This window comes from Saccharopolyspora flava (genome assembly GCF_900116135.1).
Lineage (GTDB): Bacteria > Actinomycetota > Actinomycetes > Mycobacteriales > Pseudonocardiaceae > Saccharopolyspora > Saccharopolyspora flava.
The window spans coordinates 1-15,486 of the sequence record NZ_FOZX01000014.1 but is presented as its reverse complement, the minus strand read 5'-3'; the positions used below and the strand labels follow the sequence as shown (position 1 = coordinate 15,486).

Below are 15,486 nucleotides of genomic sequence, written 5' to 3'. Positions count from 1 at the left end.
CGCTGCGTGTTCACCTCCGAACGTCGCACGCACACGGCCCCGTAGACCCTGACGGACGCGGGCTTCGGCAACGTTGCACGCTGATCAAACTCCGATGCCGAAACGCGTTCGCCCCGCACATGAGTGAGCCCGGTCGGACGCGCCGATGACGCGTCCGGCCGGGCAGCCACTCGAAGGGACCACTTCCCTAGCCCTGCGGCTTCTCCCCCTCGGCCGCGCCCTTGTCCCCGGCGCCCTTGTCGGCCTGCTTCGGCTTCGCGTCGATGCCGGCCTCCTTGCGCTGGGCCGCGGTGATCGGGGCGGGAGCGGCGGTCAGCGGGTCGAAACCGCCGCCGCTCTTCGGGAACGCGATGACGTCGCGCAGCGACTCCGCCCCGGCCAGCAGCATGCAGATCCGGTCCCAGCCGAAGGCGATGCCGCCGTGCGGCGGGGCGCCGTACTTGAACGCCTCCAGCAGGAAGCCGAACTTCTCCTGCGCCTGCTCGTCGGTGATGCCCAGCAGCTCGAACACCCGCTCCTGCAGGTCCGGCCGGTGGATACGGATGGAGCCGCCGCCGATCTCGTTGCCGTTGCAGACGATGTCGTAGGCCCAGGCCAGCGCGTTCTCCGGGTCCTTCTCGAAGTTGTCGATCCAGTCGGCGTTGGGCGAGGTGAACGGGTGGTGCACCGCGGTCCACTTGCCGCTGCCGACGGCGACGTCACCGGCCTCCATGTCCTCGACGGGCTCGAACATCGGCGCGTCGACGACCCACACGAACGACCAGGCGTCGTGGTCGATGAGGCCGCAGCGCTCGCCGATCTCCAGCCGGGCCGCGCCCAGCAGCGCCCGCGCGGAGGACTTCGAGCCCGCGCCGAAGAACACGCAGTCGCCGGGGTTGGCGCCGACGGCCTTGGCCAGGCCCTCGCGCTCGGCCTCGGAGAGGTTCTTGGCGACCGGGCCGGACAGCTCGCCGTTCTCGCCGACGAGCACGTAGGCCAGGCCCTTGGCACCGCGCTGCTTGGCCCACTCCTGCCAGGCGTCGAGCTGGCGGCGCGGCTGGTCGGCGCCACCGGGCATGACCACGGCACCCACGTAGGGCGCCTGGAACACGCGGAACGGCGTGTCCTTGAAGTACTCGGTCATCTCGGTGAGCTCGAGACCGAAGCGCAGGTCGGGCTTGTCGGTGCCGTAGCGGGCCATCGCCTCGGCGTAGGTCATCCGCGGGATGGGGCGCGGGATCTCGTGGTCGACCAGCTTCCACAGGCCGGCCAGGATCTCCTCGCCGAGCTCGATGACGTCGTCCTGCTCGACGAAGCTCATCTCGATGTCGAGCTGGGTGAACTCCGGCTGCCGGTCGGCGCGGAAGTCCTCGTCGCGGTAGCAGCGGGCGATCTGGAAGTAGCGCTCCATGCCGCCGACCATGAGCAGCTGCTTGAACAGCTGCGGCGACTGCGGCAGCGCGTACCAGCTGCCCGGCTGCAGGCGGGCCGGGATGAGGAAGTCGCGGGCGCCCTCCGGGGTGGAGCGCGTCATCGTCGGCGTCTCGATCTCGACGAAGTCGCGGCCGTGCAGCGTCTCGCGCGCGATGCGGTTGATGTCGCTGCGCATCCGCATGATCCGCGCGGGCTCGGCGCGGCGCAGGTCCAGGTAGCGGTGCTTGAGGCGGATCTCCTCGCCGACCTCCAGGTGCTCGTCGAGCGGGAACGGCAGCGGGGCCGCCTCGCTGAGCACCTCCAGGTCGGTGGTGGTGACCTCGATGGCGCCGGTGGGGATCTCCGGGTTCTCGTTGCCCTCCGGGCGGACGACGACCTCACCGGTGATCTTGATGCAGAACTCGGCGCGCAGCCGGTGGGCGCGCTCGGCCATCTCGCCCTCGCGGAAGACGACCTGGGCGACGCCGGAGGCGTCGCGGAGATCGATGAAGATGACCCCGCCGTGATCGCGACGGCGCGCCACCCACCCGGCGAGGGTGACGGTCTGCCCGGCATGACCGGCGCGGAGCGATCCGGCCTCGTGCGTGCGCATCACGGGTACTCAGGCTCCTTCTTCCGCTGTACGAGCGTTCGACTGCGTTGCTGGGCTTCCCGCGGGCTTGAGCAGGCGGGACGCAAGGTTCCAGGCTAGCCAACCTGCGCCGGGCGGCCGCGAGCAGGGCTGCGGCCGCGTTCCGCGATGTGAGCCCGCCGGGCGAGGCCTCGACCTGACACGTCCAGCATGCCAAGCTGGTCCAACCATTTTCTCCGGCCCCGTCAATTCCCCGGTTTCGCGAACCCGGATGACGACGGAGTGAACAATGGAGGGCCGTGCATACGTGTGGAGAGAGGAACAACAAAACACAGGCATCGTCCGAGGTGGGCTCCTCCTTTAGTGGGAGACGCCTACCGGAACTCGGTCGTTGCGCAACAGTGACCCACTGATTAGCGTAAGTTCGGAATTCGCCGGACACGAGGAGTAACGATGACCGGCCCGAAAACCGAGGCCCGCCCGACCGCCCCCCGACCGGCCGTTCGCGGCATGCAGGGCGCCCAGCAGGCCCACCCGACCCAGCAGCAGGCTCACCCGACCCCGGCCCCGAAGCCGCAACCGACCCAGCAGGCCGGAGCGATCTCGGCCGAGCTGGCGGAACTGCTCCGCACCGGTCCGTTCGAAGCCGCTCTGCGCACCGCCATCCGCTCCAGCCGTCTGAGCCTGGAGCGCATCCAGCACCGCCTGCGCGCCAGAGGCACGCCGGTCAGCATCACCGCGCTGAGCTACTGGCAGTCCGGTCGACGTCGTCCCGAGCGCCCCGACTCGCTGCTGGCGCTGGCCCAGCTGGAGCAGGTCCTGGGCGTTCCGGAGAACTCCCTGTCCGCGCTGCTCGGACCGCCGCGCCCGCGCGGCCGCACCCGCCAGGCCTCCACCGAGGCGCCGCCGCTGAGCGCGCTGTGGTCGGAGCACGAGTCGGCCGCCGAGCTGCTCACCAAGATCGACACCAACCACGACAGCAAGCTCACCCGCCTGTCGCACCACGACGTGGTGCACGTCGACCAGCGCGGTGACCTGCGCAAGATCCGCACCCGCAAGCTGGTTCGCGCCGAGACCAACAACGCGGACCGCTGGGTGATCATGTTCGACGGCGCGTCGTCGGTGGCCACGCCGCCGATCATCCGCCCGATCCGGTCGTGCCGGCTGGGCCAGGTGCTCACCGACCACGCCCGCGACCTGGTGGTCGCCGAGCTGCTGTTCGACCACGCCCTGGCGCGCGGCGAGACGCTGCTGCTGGAGTACGAGATCATCGACCCGCCGACCGGCCCGAACGAGGCCGAACACAGCTTCTGCCGGCTGTTCCGGCTGCCGGTGCGGCAGTACGTCGTGGAGCTGCAGTTCGACCCGGCGCACCCGCCCGCGGGCTGCGAGAGCTACGTCGGCGACTCCTCGATGCAGGAGGCCGAGCAGCCCAAGCAGCTGCAGGTGGACCGCTTCGGACGCGCGCACGCGGTGGCGCTGGACTTCGGCATGGGCGTCTTCGGCGTCCGCTGGAAGCCCGAGGAGCAGCAGGGAACGGAACCGTCCGGGACCGATTAACCCGGTCCGGTGACGACTTGTCACCCACCCTCCTGCACGCCGCGTAACGAACATGCGAACAATTCAAGAAAACGCCGAATCCCCGGATCAACGCCACTTCACATTCCAGAAGCGACCCGGACGTGCTTTCCAACACTAGGGAATTCAGCGTTGACAACTACTTCACCCGGAAAGCGCTGACCACTTCCGGAAATCGCCACGAGGCCGAGCCCCGAAACCCCGGGCTCGGCCTCTCACCATCCGGGGACCGACGCCTTACGCCGAGCCCTCGGGCCGCACCGAGGCGACGAACTGCTGGAAGTCAGGCGTGACCGCGCTGAAGTTCTCCTCGGCAGCGGTCAGCACGAGCCGAATGATGGCCCGAGCGCGTCGGTCGTCGTGGTGCCGGTCCTCGTCGCCGGACATCGCGAGGTAGACCTGGCACTGAACCAGCTCGGTCGCGGTTCCGGCGACCTCGGTGACGACCCGCAGCACCTGGGTCATCCCCGGAACCTCCTTGGAACCGAACTCCGTGCGCTGGGACATCGACACCGATCTCGCCGACTCGCGAAGCCGATCGATCGACCCATCCGCGAGGTCGGTCAACGTCACCGCATCCGTGTGCACGTCTCCGTCGATCGTGATGTTGGTCGTGAATCCGTCGCGATGCGTCGCAGGGTGAACGGCCACGAATGCAGCTCCCGGCGCTCCGACGGTGTCAGGTGAGACCGCGCGCCACCCCTCGGGCAGCTGAAACTCGATCGGGATCGGCAAGGACGTCGCCACTGGTCACATACCTTCCTGCCTGCTGCCGAAAGCAGCGTGCCGTTTGCTCAGTTCAGCCATCCGGAGATGGTGCGCTGAGCGCCGTCTGCTGCGCTCCCGAACGTGTCTCCGGCCTTTCCGACGATCTCAGCAGCGTCTCCGACCGTCTCGCTCACCTTCGCGGGGTCCACGGTGAGCTCGAACCCGACGTGCCCACCGAGTCCTACCGCGGCACCGGCATTGGCACCGACGTGCCACTTGCCGTCCTCACCTTCCCCGAGCGTGACTCCCGCTTCCGCTCCAGCACCCGCCCAGCCCTCGGCGACCGCGTTGACCCCGATTCCACCTACGTCGCCACCGCTCTTGACGGCGCCTTTCGCTCCGGCGAAGGCATCGGCTGTCGCACTCAACCCCTTCGGGCCAGCGGTGACCTGAGTTCCGGCCTGCGCGCCCGCGAAGCCCTCCACCTTCCGGTAGATACCCAGCGGGCCAAGATCGGCTCGTCCTTCCGCCGATGCCTTGGCGCCGATCGCGGCTTCGGCCCGCCCCTTCGCACCCTGATCGGTGATCGAGGCCGCCGCGGTGGCTGCGGCCTCCGCACTGGCCTCGGCCTTCCCCGACAACCTGAGGAACTCGTTGCCGGTCGTCCCTTCGGCGCTCACCTTTCCCAGCTGCGCGAACGCCTTGAGCTCACCGAGCTTGCCGTCCGCGGGACCTTTCGCCTCAACTCCAGCTCCCGGTCCGCCGGCCTCGGCCTTCCCGGACACCCGCCAACCACGGGTGACTGTGTCGACCAGCTCGTCGAGCAGGCCCTTGTCCCGGGAGTTCTGCCCGTCGACCCTCTCCGCGATCCGCCGACCGACTTCCTCGAGTTGGCTGCGCGCACGTTGCAGCAGCTCGCGCGCTTCCTTCCGCGCGCGTTCCCCGGGGTCCGAGAACGGAGGGACGGTCACCGTCCCTGCGACGCCCGCGGCGGCGTTGGCCTGGTTCTGAGAGTGGGCACGCGAGACGGCCGCGTTGTAATCCGCCACGGCCTTCGCGGTGGCCGCTTCGCCCTCTTCCCACAACGCTACGGCCTCAGCCGCTTGACCTTGAGCCCACCGCAATGTCGATGCGTGCTCGACTAGGGCGTCAGCCGACGAATCCAGCAGGTCGCACACCTTCAACCATTTCGGCGGCTCCTGCGAGAAGGCGTCCATGAAGGCGGCACTCGCCTGACCGGTCCACCCGACGACGTCCACGCGCTTGAGCTCGGCACCGACGGCCCCGAACCTCTCGCTCTGCGCGCGCAACGTGGCAGCCGTGCCCTCCACGGAGCTCGCATCACCGGGGATCAGCGCCTTCGGGTCGGAGGTCTCACCGAGCTCAGCGGTCACCAGGCCTCTCCCGACGCGTCACCAACCGCCTTGCGCACGGTGCTGCCGGCTTCCTGGTCTCGATCGACATACGACTTGGCGGTGTCGTGCAACGCGGCACTGGCCGATTCCGACGCCCGCGCCAGCGCTTGCGCCGCGAGCTCCGCTCCAGTGCAGAAGTCGACCAGGGCTCGGTGCACATCGGCGTGACCGAAGTCCGCAGCAGGAGCCACGAGGCTCGCCAAGCGCAGTCGTTCCATCCCGGAGACCGACTCCGAGATCTTGCCTCCAGCGGCGTTCAGCGCCGCGGGGTCCACATCGAATCCAGAGGCCACGTTTCGTCCCGATTCCAGAGTTCCCACAACAGGTGGCGGCTACAGCTTGCCGACAACGACGCCTCGCCAGGTCCAGCCCAGGGTCGTGACGGCGTGCTGCAGAGGTGGCTTCAACTCGGCCGACGAGAACGACTGCTGCCGTTCCTTGACCAGGTTGCCCGCCTCGTCACGGGCGAAGGTCGCGCTGTAGGACTTTTTGTTGATCTGCCCGCGCGTGCGGCTGCCCGCGAGTTGGAGGCGCGGAACGCCTCCGATCCAGGTGACCGACCACTCCTCGTCCATCGAGCGAACTTCGCGCTTCGAGTCGTCGACGCGCATCAGCGTCCTGTTGACCGTGGTCACGCTGCCGAAGTAGCCGTACCAGCGAACATCGGCGATCTTCCACTCCGCGACGAGATCAACGCCCTCCGCCTGACCATCGCGCACGGTGAACGGTTGGTCGGGCCCGTTGACACCGAGAAGCGCTGCGCGCACCTCCTGAGCCGACCGCGGCACCGTTCCGCTCGCAGGCCGCTTGGTTCCGGTGAACCAATCGAAGAGGCCCATCCCAAATCCCATCGACATCGAGGACCCAGGTCGTGACGGCGAGCTTCGACGATCTCGGCCACGCACCCGACTGCCTCGGCGATGGTAACGACCGCTCCTCACCTGCGGTCGGGGTTTCGACAAAGGCGGTTCGGCAGAGCGGTATCAGGCGTGGACGGCGCGTGAACAGTCGTCAACCTGTCTATACAAGATGGCGTTGGTGCTGGCAGTGTTCGTGGCATGGGAGCTGCACGGGTCGCGCGGTGGGATGGTGTGGGGGAGCCGTTTCGGATCGTTGAGGTGCCGTTGCCCGGGGTGGTGCGGGCCGGCGAGGTCTTGGTGGAGGTCGAGCTCGCGACCGTGTGCGGCAGCGATCTGCACACCGTCAGCGGCGACCGCCGCTCCCCCTGCCCCGGGGGTCCTGGGGCATGAGCAGGTCGGCCGGGTCGTGGCCGTCGGCCCTGAAGCGCCGCGCTGCCTGGACGCCACTCCGGTCGTACCGGGGTTGCGGGTGGTGTGGTCGGTGGCCGCGTCCTGCCTGCGGTGCGCGCGATGCCGGGCCGGGATGCCGCAGAAGTGCCTGCACCTGCGCAAGTACGGGCACGAGCCCTGGGATCCCGGTGATCCGCTGCGCGGAGGGTTCGCCACGCATTGCGTGCTCTGGCCCGGGACCGCGATCGCCGCGGTCGACGAATCACTGCCCGCGGAGGTCGCCGCCCCGGTGTCCTGCGCGACCGCCACCGTCGCGGCCGTGATCCGCGCGGCGGGACCGATCCGCGAGGGCGCTCGCGCCCTGGTCAACGGCGCAGGGATGCTGGGTCTGACGGCCGTGGCGATGCTGGCCGCAGCCGGTGCGGAGGTGATCACCGTCGATCCGCACGAGCGTCGTCGCGAGCAAGCGCTGCGCTTCGGAGCCGCCGAGGTACGGCCGGTGGGCTCACCGGTCGGCGAGGTGGACGTGGCCCTCGAACTCTCGGGGGCTTCCGGCGCAGTGCAGACCTGCCTGGACTCGCTGGCCGTCGGCGGGACCGCGGTCCTCGCCGGTTCGGTCTCCCCCGGTCCCGCGGTGAACCTCGACCCGGAACGCCTGGTGCGCGGTCTCCACCGCGTCGTCGGCGTGCACAACTACCACCCCGACGACCTGCGCACGGCGGTCGAGTTCATCACCGACCACCACCGGCAACGCCCGTTCGCGGAACTCGTCTCGGACGCCCGCCCCCTGACCGGCCTCGACACCGCCACCAGCACGACCCACCCCGACCAAGTCCCCCGACGGGCCATCCGCCCCTGACCTCTCCCGTCGCCGGGTGACGGATTACTCCCGTATTCGGGGACCCGATTACCGCCGTATTCCGGTCCCCGATTACTCCCGTATTCGGGGACCGGACAACGGGAGTGATCAGGAACCCGCCGCGTCGGTCCACACCGGACCGGAGCGGGTGACGTCGGTGCGCCTGCTGCGGGTGTTGGTGACCGTCACCGAGGCGACGTCGGGCCGGTAGCGATCTTCGGAGCACTCCAGCGGCGTACCCGCGGAGTCGGTGGTGACACGACGTTCCCGCAGCAGCGGGGCTCCTTCGTCGACCTCTAAAAGCCGGGCGTCGGTGGCGTTGGCGGCGACGGCGTCGAAGGTGTGCCGGGCGGCGTGCAGGTCCACGCCCCGCTCGCTGAGGTGGGCGTAGATCGACCCGGCGTTGAGGTCGGCGTCGAGCAGAGAGCGGCCGATCTGCTCGCGGTAGGTCATCCGCTCCAGCATCGCGGGCCGGCCGTCGAGCAGCCGGAGCCGCAGCAGTTGCACCGCCAGCGCATCGGGTTCGAGCTGCAGCGCGGCTGCGATCGCCGGTTCGGGCTTGCGCAGCGCGATCTCCTGCAGCTGCTGGCCGGGCACGTGGCCGGTGATCTCGGCGCGGCGGGTGAACGACAGGAACGACTCGAACGGCTGGCTGGGCACGGCATCGAGGACGACCGGCCGCTTGCCCTGGCCACCGCTGATCAGGCCCTCGTCGCGCAGCGCGGCCAGCGCTTGGCGGATGGGCCCGCGCGAGACCGAGAACTCCTGGCACAGCTGGGATTCCGAGGGCAGGGACTCGCCCACGGCGAGCTCCCCGGACCGGATGCGCTGCCGCAGTTCGCCCGCCAGCGCGCGGTGCAGTGGAGTCGTCACGAACTGGACTATACAAGATCACCTTCGCCGCACATGTCCGGCCGGAAAGGCCAGGTTGAACAGCAGATGACTTGTAGATACAAGTCATTGACCTGCGCGATCAGGCGCTGCGAGCGTGTGCCGCGTGAGCGATTCGAGCAGTTCCAGCGATCTGATCGTGGTCGGCGCCGGGATCGTCGGTCTCGCGCACGCCGTCGCGGCGGTGGAGCGGGGCCTGTCGGTGACGGTCGTCGAGCGCGACGAGCGCGCGGTCGGTGCCTCGGTCCGCAACTTCGGCCACGCGTGCATCACGGCCCAGACCGGCGAGGCGCTGCGCTTCGCCGAGCAGGCCCGGGACACCTGGCTGGATCTGGGCGAACGGGCGGGTTTCGACGTGGCCGAGTGCGGCACCGTCGTGGTCGCCCGTTCGGCCGAGGAGCTCGCCGCCCTTGAAGAGCTCGCCCGGCACCGCGAGGTCCGCCTCCTCACGCCCGGCGAAACCCGCTCGGCCGCACCGGTTTCCGCCGACGGACTGCACGGCGGCGCACTCCTGGAACGCGATCTGCGCGTTGACCAGCGGCGGGCCGCCGGAGCGATCGCCGAGTGGCTGGCCACCCGGCCCGGGGTCCGCTTCCACTGGTCCACCCCGGTCCTGGGCGTGGCGGACGGTCTCGTGCGCACCGGACGCGGGGAACTGCGCGGTGATCACGTGGTGGTGTGCACCGGCCACGACCTCGACCGAATCCTGCCGGACGCCGCTGACGAGGCCGGGATGCGCCGCTGCGTCCTGCAGATGCTGCAACTGCGGGCGCCGGGCCTGCGGCTGGACCCGGCGTTGCTGACCGGCACGTCGATGCTGCGCTACCCGGCGCTGGCCCGCACCGAGGGAGCCCGCGCGCTGCGGGACCGCCTGCGCGAGCAGCGGCCCGAGCTGCTGGCGGCCTCGGTCAACCACATGCTCACCCAGCTCCCGGGCGGCGACCTCGTCGTCGGCGACACCCACACCTACGCACGCACCCCCGAACCCTGGTCGTCGGAGGAGTTCGACGAGCTGCTGCTCGCCGAGACCCGCGCGCTGCTCGGCCGCGACGACCTCGCGGTGGTGCGCCGCTGGCAGGGCGTCTACGCCTCGGCCGACGGCGAGTTCCTCCGCGCCCGCCTCTCCCCCGGTCTCACGGCCGTCGCCGTGACCTCGGGGATCGGCATGACCACCGCTTTCGGCCTCGCACCCGCTGTCCTCGATTCCTAACGGAGCCCTCGATGTCCTTGCGCAGCATCGCCCTCGCCCTCGTCACCGGATCCGTGCTCGCCCTGACCGCCTGCGGGGGCGGCGACACCGCCGCCGAGTCCCCGACCTGCCCCGACGGCAAGATCCGCTTCGGCGTCGAGCCGTTCGAAGACCCCGCCCGCCTCACCCCGGCGGCCCAGAAGCTCGGCGACGCGCTGTCGCAGAAGTTGCAGTGCCCGGTGGAGGTCCAGGTGACCCAGGAGTACTCAGCCGAGGTCCTGGCGATGCAGAACGGCAAGCTGGACATCGCGATCTTCGGGCCGCTGGGCTACGTCTTCGCCAGCCAGCGGGCCGACGCCGAAGCGGTGGCCTCCTTCGCCAACGCCGACCGGAACCTGTCGACCTACACCGCGGGCATCTGGGTGCCGAAGGACTCCGACATCACCTCGGTCCAGCAGCTGCGCGGGCGGTCCCTCGCGCTGGGCTCGGTCGGCTCCACCTCGGGTGACGCGCTGCCGCGGAAGGCGCTGGCCGACACCGGGATTCCGGAGAAGGACGTGAAGATCGACTACGCCGGCGGGCACCCGGAGGCGCTGTTGGCGCTGACCAACGGCCAGGTCGAAGCGGCCGAGATCAACTCGCAGCAACTGGCCAGCGCCACCGCCGGCGGCACGTTCGACCCGAGCCGCTTCCGCCAGATCTGGTCCTCCGCACCGATCCCGAACGACCCGATCACCGTGCGCGGCGACATGGACCCGGCCTTCAAGCAGGCGGTCAAGGACGCGCTGCTGAACCTGGACCCCGCCACCGTCGGCGAGATCGGGGCGCTGCTGGACGTCTCGCCGCCCGGGCCGCTGGTGCCGGTGGACCGCGGCACCTACCAGCCGCTGTTCGACCTGGCCGCTTCCCTCAAGCTCACCGAGGGCGACGTCTGATGCTCACCGCAACGGGTTTGACCGTCCACTACGGACAGCGAGAGGTGCTGCACGGGGTCGACGTGAGCGTCGGTTCGGGCGAGCTGCTGGCGGTGCTGGGCGCCAACGGATCCGGCAAGTCCACGCTGCTGCGCGCCGCCGCCGGGTTGGTCCCCGCCGACGGCGAGGTGACGATCGACGGACGCCGCCGGGGTCCGCTGGACATCGCGCTGGTGTTCCAGCGGATTCACCTGGTGGGCAGGCGCAGCGCGCTGGACAACGTCTGCACCGGCGCGCTCGGGCGGCTCCCGCTGCACCGCTCGCTCACGCCCGCCCTGTTCCCCCGCGAGGTGCGGGAGGAGGCGATGGGCTGCCTGGAGCGAGTCGGGCTCGCCGACCGGGCGCACGACCGCGCCGACGGGTTGTCGGGCGGTCAGCAGCAGCGGGTCGCCATCGCCCGCGCGCTGTGCCAGCGGGCCCCGGTGGTGCTCGCCGACGAACCGGTGTCGGCGCTGGACCCGGCCGCCGCCGAGCAGGTCCTCGAGCTGCTGGCCGAGCTCGCGCACACGGAGCGACTGGCGGTGCTGACCGTGCTGCACCAGCCGGACCTGGCCCGCCGTCACGCCGACCGCGTCGTCGGCCTGCGCGACGGTGCCGTCGTCCTCGACGGTCCGCCCGGCCAGCCGGTCGATTCCCTGTACCCGCACGCTCTTCTGGAGACCCCGTCGTGACCACCGCAGTGCGCCGAGCCGTGCCACCGAAACCGCCGCGCACCCGGCTCCGGGTCGTGGGCTGGGTCGTCGCCGCGCTCCTGGTCGCCGCCCACGTGGCGGCCTGGAGCGCCACCGAGATCTCGTTGTCCGCGCTGGCCGAGGGCACCACCGGCATGGGCGAGTTCCTCTCGGAGGCCATCCCGCCGGATCTGAGCGGCGAGGTGCTGGCCGAGAGCGCGTCGGCGGCGGTCGTGACGCTGTGGATCGGTCTGCTGGGCACGACCCTGTCGATCCCGGGATCGCTGGTGCTCGCTCTGCTCGCCACCCGAGACACCGCACCGGCCTGGGCCTACCAGGCGGCGCGGGGACTGCTGTCGTTCCTGCGCGCGGTACCGGACGTGGTCTTCGCGCTGATCTTCGTCACCGCGGTGGGCCTGGGCCCGTTCCCCGGTGTGCTGGCGCTGGTGTTCCACAACGTCGGGGTGATGGGCAAGCTGTGGGCGGAGACCCTGGAGGACGCCGATCCTGGCCCGGCGCAGGCGCTGCGCTCAGCGGGCGCGGGCCGCGTCCAGGTCGCGGCGCACGCGCTGCTGCCGGTGGTGACGCCGCAGCTGGTGGGGTTGCTGCTGTACCGCTTCGACGTCAACGTCCGCTCCTCGCTGGTGCTCGGTCTCGTCGGCGCCGGCGGGATCGGTTTCCTGATCAACCAGGCGATCCAGCTGTTCCAGTTCGACGAGATGCTCACCCACATCCTGGTGGTGCTGGTGCTGATCGTCGCCGTGGACCGGCTGTCCGCCCTCGTCCGCCGTCTTCTCGGGAGCACATCGTGATCGCCCTGGCAGCACTCGACATCGCGGGCACCACCATCGACGAGGGCGGCGCGGTGTACCGCGTCCTCGCCGAGGTGGTGGCCGAGCACGGCACGCCCGCCTCGGACGCGGAGCTGCGGCGCTGGATGGGCGCCGACAAGCGCGCCGCGCTGGCAGCCCTCACCGGCGCCCCGGAGGCGACCGAGGCGTTGCACGACCGCTTCGTCACCCGGCTGCGCGAGGTGTACGCCGCCACTCCCCCGGTGGCGTTCCCCGGAGTCCCGGAAGCCCTCGTCGCGCTGCGCGACTCGGGCGTCCGGGTCGCCCTGACCACCGGGTTCGACCGCCGGATCACCGAGGCGATCCTGTCCGAAGTGGACTGGCACGTCGGTGATCAGCTGGACGCGGTCGTCTGCGCCGACGAGGTCGGCGCCGGACGACCCGCCCCGGACATGATCCACCGGGCGATGGATCTCACCGGTGTCGACGACCCCGCCCGGGTCCTCGCCGCGGGCGACACCGCGCTGGACGTCCAGGCCGGTCGCGCGGCCCGGGCGGGCCGGGTCGTGGCGGTCCTCACCGGTGCCCAGACCCGGGCCGAGTTGGAGGCCCACGGCCCGACCCTCGTGCTGCCCGGCGTGGCGGACCTGCCGGGTGTGATCGGGCGGGGTTAGGCGTTCCGGCGGCGGGCTGCGCCCGCGAAGGAGACGACGGACTCGAGTTCGGGGAGCAGTGCGGCCTGGTAGGCGTGGTAGACGTCGGGCTTGCCCTCCCAGACGGTGCTGGCGGGCTGGTTGGTCGCGTCCAGCTCGTGGTGCCACGAACCGGTTCCGTCGAGGAAGTGGCGCTGGGCGTGCGCCCACCACTCGCCGTACCACCGCTGGTAGACCGCGTCCCCGGTGGCGGTGTGCAGCGCCCAGGCGGCGGCGATGGCCTCGGTGACGACCCAGTGCAGGCGGTCGCGCACGACGGGTTTCCCGGAGAAGTCGGTCGTGTACACGAATCCTTCGGCACCGTCGACGTCCCAGCCCTCGCGCACGGCCAGGTCGAACAGCGCCCGCGCGTCGTCGAGCAGCCACTCCGGCGCGTTCTCGCCCAGCGCGGTGCGCACGTTCAGCGCCAGCCGGGACCACTCCAGCAGGTGGCCGATCGTGACCCCGTAGGGCCGGAACTTGTCGGCGGGCTTGTCGCGGTTGTAGTCGAGCAGCGGCTCCCACTCGGTGGAGAAGTGCTCGGGCAGCCGGTAGTCGTTCCCGGCGGCGAAACCGCGCACCACGCGCTCAACGATCCCGGCGGCGCGCTCGATCCGGGCGCGGTCCCCGGTGACGTCGCCGCAGGCCAGCAGCGCCTCCACGGTGTGCATGTTGGCGTTGACGCCGCGGTACGGGTCGAGGCTTGTCCAGTCCCGGTTCCAGTTGTCCACGACGAGTCCGTCGTCCGGGCGCCAGAAGTGCTCGTCGTGCACCGCGAGCGCGTCGGCGAGCAGCCGCTCGCCGTCCGGGTGCCCGGCGGCGACGGCGCTGGTCGCGGCGAGCACGACGAAGGCGTGGCCGTAGGCCTCCTTGTCGGTCACCGTCAGCCCCTGCCAGTTCACGCCCGCGAACCAGCCGCCGAAGCGCTCATCGCGCAACCGCCCGCGCAGCGCGGCCACCCCGTGGTCGAGCGCGGCGGCGCAGGAGTCGTCGCCCTCCAGCACACCGAGCGCGAACACGTGCGTCATGCGGCAGGTGATCCACAGCTCGACGTCGCGGTCCAGCAACGGCGATCCCTCGGCGTCGAGCCAGGCGAAACCGCCCTCGGGATGGACGGCGTTCAAGGCGAACCGGCGAAGCTCGGCCCGGTGCGTGCGGAGCCACTCCGCGGTCGGCGGATCGTGCGGGGACATCTCACTCCTGCGAATCAAGGGTTCTTGACCGTTCCACCCAACCATCCGACTCCCCCGCCCCGCAGTCCACCCACCCCGTGACCAGGACCTCACTCAGCCGATCCCGACAAGAGTCCGTCAGAGCAGCGCGAGTTGGTGCTGCTGGTCGTGTTCGGTGCCCGTCTGCGGTGAATCGTCTTGTGGCAGACGGACGTTCGCCGGCCGTCGGGCCAACCCGTGTCGGCGCTTGGCCGCTTCGACGCGTTGGAGCACCTCGCGTTGGTAGGACTTCGGGGTGTAGGCGCCGTTGCGGTAAAGGCGTTCGTAGAGCGGGAGCAGGTCGGGGCGCCGGGCCGAGAGCCACTGGCGGTACCACTCACGCGCTCCCGAGCGCAGGTGGAGGACGATCGGGGTGAGGCTGACCACGCCCGCTCCGGCGATGGCGGCGACCGTGGCGTCGATCTGCTCCGGGGAGTCGCTGAGGCCCGGCAGGATCGGCGCCATCAGGACTGAGACACCGATGCCGGCGTCGGCGAAGCGGCGCACCACGTCGAGTCGGCGCAGCGGTGACGGTGTTCCGGGTTCGACGGCCCGCCACAGGGTTTCGTCGACCGATCCGATGGACGTCGCGATCGACACCGGCGCCCGCTGCGCGGCCTCGGTGATCAGCTCCAGGTCGCGGAGGATCAACGTGCCCTTGGTGAGGATCGAGAACGGGTTGGCCCGGTCCCGCAGCGCGGCGATGATCTCCGGCATCAGCCGGTAGCGTCCCTCGGCGCGCTGATAGGGATCGGTGTTGGTACCCATCGCGATGTGATCGCCGGCCCACCGCGAGCTCGCCAGCTCCTTGCGCAGCAGAGCGGGCGCGTTGACCTTCACGACGATCTTGCTGTCGAAGTCCCGCCCCGAATCCAGGTCCAGGTACGTGTGCGTCCGCCGCGCGAAGCAGTACACGCATCCGTACTGTCGCCAAGTACCCTGTTAGAGCCTGTTCCTGAACTTGATCTTGGGTGGTGGGTGGGTGCGGGCATGAGAAGGGACTCCTGGTAGATCGGTTGATGCCTAGTCATCCGCTCTACCGAGGAGTCCCGAGGTGTCATCGTGCCCGAATGCGTCGCTGGTTCACGCGCGGGGTGGGCAATGCTGCCTGCTGGCCACCTCGCATCGCCCTTCACGCAGGTCACGTCGCTATCCCTCGGACATGAGCGAGGCGCAGTGGGCGGTCATTGAGCCGCTGCTACCGACGCCAGGATGGCTGGCCGGTCGAGGCGGACGTCGAACCAAACACTGCCGCCGCGAGATCGTTGACGCG

Annotated in this window: 15 protein-coding genes; 7 read left to right on the top strand and 8 right to left on the bottom strand. The window is 70.4% G+C overall.

Going from position 1 to position 15,486, the window contains the following annotated elements; genetic code table 11:
• Nucleotides 1-187: 187 nt before the first annotated feature.
• Nucleotides 188-2,008, bottom strand: a complete 1,821-nt coding sequence (gene aspS, locus BM424_RS26580) for an aspartate--tRNA ligase (RefSeq protein WP_093423576.1) — start codon at nt 2,006-2,008, stop codon at nt 188-190.
• A gap of 429 nt (nt 2,009-2,437) precedes the next feature.
• On the opposite strand from aspS, the gene BM424_RS26575 reads away from it, so the two are divergent.
• Entirely contained in the window at nt 2,438-3,544 is a 1,107-nt protein-coding gene (locus tag BM424_RS26575; RefSeq protein WP_093423574.1) for a hypothetical protein, read from the top strand.
• Between the two features lie 255 nt (nt 3,545-3,799).
• Here the strand turns inward: BM424_RS26575 and BM424_RS29635 are convergent, their stop codons facing one another.
• The 4 genes from BM424_RS29635 to BM424_RS26555 all read right to left on the bottom strand — a co-directional run bounded on the left by BM424_RS29635 (nt 3,800) and on the right by BM424_RS26555 (nt 6,452).
• Nucleotides 3,800-4,027 (bottom strand): hypothetical protein, encoded by a 228-nt coding sequence (locus BM424_RS29635; protein WP_245776156.1) that lies wholly within the window; start codon nt 4,025-4,027, stop codon nt 3,800-3,802.
• Nucleotides 4,028-4,356: 329 nt separating this feature from the next.
• Entirely contained in the window at nt 4,357-5,664 is a 1,308-nt protein-coding gene (locus BM424_RS26565; protein WP_093423569.1) for a putative T7SS-secreted protein, read from the bottom strand.
• Nucleotides 5,661-5,978 (bottom strand): hypothetical protein, encoded by a 318-nt coding sequence (locus BM424_RS26560; protein WP_139274172.1) that lies wholly within the window; start codon nt 5,976-5,978, stop codon nt 5,661-5,663. The genes BM424_RS26565 and BM424_RS26560 overlap by 4 nt, the downstream gene beginning before the upstream one ends.
• A gap of 39 nt (nt 5,979-6,017) precedes the next feature.
• Nucleotides 6,018-6,452, bottom strand: coding sequence for a hypothetical protein (locus tag BM424_RS26555; RefSeq protein WP_139274171.1), 435 nt, complete (start codon nt 6,450-6,452; stop codon nt 6,018-6,020).
• Between the two features lie 262 nt (nt 6,453-6,714).
• Here BM424_RS26555 and BM424_RS26550 point away from each other — a divergent pair, with 262 nt between their 5' ends.
• Entirely contained in the window at nt 6,715-7,794 is a 1,080-nt protein-coding gene (locus tag BM424_RS26550; RefSeq protein ID WP_342742657.1) for a zinc-binding dehydrogenase, read from the top strand.
• A 108-nt stretch (nt 7,795-7,902) separates the two neighbouring features.
• Here BM424_RS26550 and BM424_RS26545 read toward each other — a convergent pair whose 3' ends face one another.
• On the bottom strand, nt 7,903-8,667 hold the full coding sequence (locus tag BM424_RS26545; protein WP_217649852.1) for a GntR family transcriptional regulator: 765 nt from the start codon (nt 8,665-8,667) through the stop codon (nt 7,903-7,905).
• A gap of 124 nt (nt 8,668-8,791) precedes the next feature.
• Here BM424_RS26545 and BM424_RS26540 point away from each other — a divergent pair, with 124 nt between their 5' ends.
• Genes BM424_RS26540 through BM424_RS26520 form a run of 5 tightly spaced genes read left to right on the top strand, consistent with a single transcriptional unit; the run spans nt 8,792 to nt 12,984 of the window.
• Nucleotides 8,792-9,895, top strand: coding sequence for a TIGR03364 family FAD-dependent oxidoreductase (locus BM424_RS26540; protein ID WP_245776155.1), 1,104 nt, complete (start codon nt 8,792-8,794; stop codon nt 9,893-9,895).
• An 11-nt stretch (nt 9,896-9,906) separates the two neighbouring features.
• On the top strand, nt 9,907-10,809 hold the full coding sequence (locus tag BM424_RS26535; protein WP_093423561.1) for a phosphate/phosphite/phosphonate ABC transporter substrate-binding protein: 903 nt from the start codon (nt 9,907-9,909) through the stop codon (nt 10,807-10,809).
• On the top strand, nt 10,809-11,519 hold the full coding sequence (locus tag BM424_RS26530; protein ID WP_093423559.1) for a phosphonate ABC transporter ATP-binding protein: 711 nt from the start codon (nt 10,809-10,811) through the stop codon (nt 11,517-11,519). Before BM424_RS26535 ends, BM424_RS26530 begins: the two co-directional genes overlap by 1 nt.
• Nucleotides 11,516-12,331: a phosphonate ABC transporter, permease protein PhnE gene (phnE, locus tag BM424_RS26525; RefSeq protein ID WP_093423556.1), complete on the top strand. Its 816-nt coding sequence runs from the start codon at nt 11,516-11,518 to the stop codon at nt 12,329-12,331. The genes BM424_RS26530 and phnE overlap by 4 nt, the downstream gene beginning before the upstream one ends.
• Complete coding sequence (locus BM424_RS26520; protein WP_093423554.1) at nt 12,328-12,984, top strand: phosphonatase-like hydrolase; 657 nt, start codon at nt 12,328-12,330, stop codon at nt 12,982-12,984. The genes phnE and BM424_RS26520 overlap by 4 nt, the downstream gene beginning before the upstream one ends.
• On the opposite strand, the gene BM424_RS26515 is transcribed toward BM424_RS26520, so the two are convergent.
• Together BM424_RS26515 and BM424_RS26510 are read right to left on the bottom strand one after the other, a co-directional pair.
• The gene (locus BM424_RS26515; protein ID WP_093423551.1) at nt 12,981-14,195 is read right to left on the bottom strand and encodes an AGE family epimerase/isomerase; all 1,215 of its coding nucleotides are present in this window, start codon (nt 14,193-14,195) and stop codon (nt 12,981-12,983) included. The genes BM424_RS26520 and BM424_RS26515 overlap by 4 nt on opposite strands.
• 117 nt (nt 14,196-14,312) lie before the next feature.
• A complete protein-coding gene (locus BM424_RS26510; RefSeq protein ID WP_245776154.1) occupies nt 14,313-15,128 on the bottom strand; it encodes a radical SAM protein in 816 nt (271 codons plus the stop codon).
• Between the last annotated feature and the right edge of the window lie 358 nt (nt 15,129-15,486).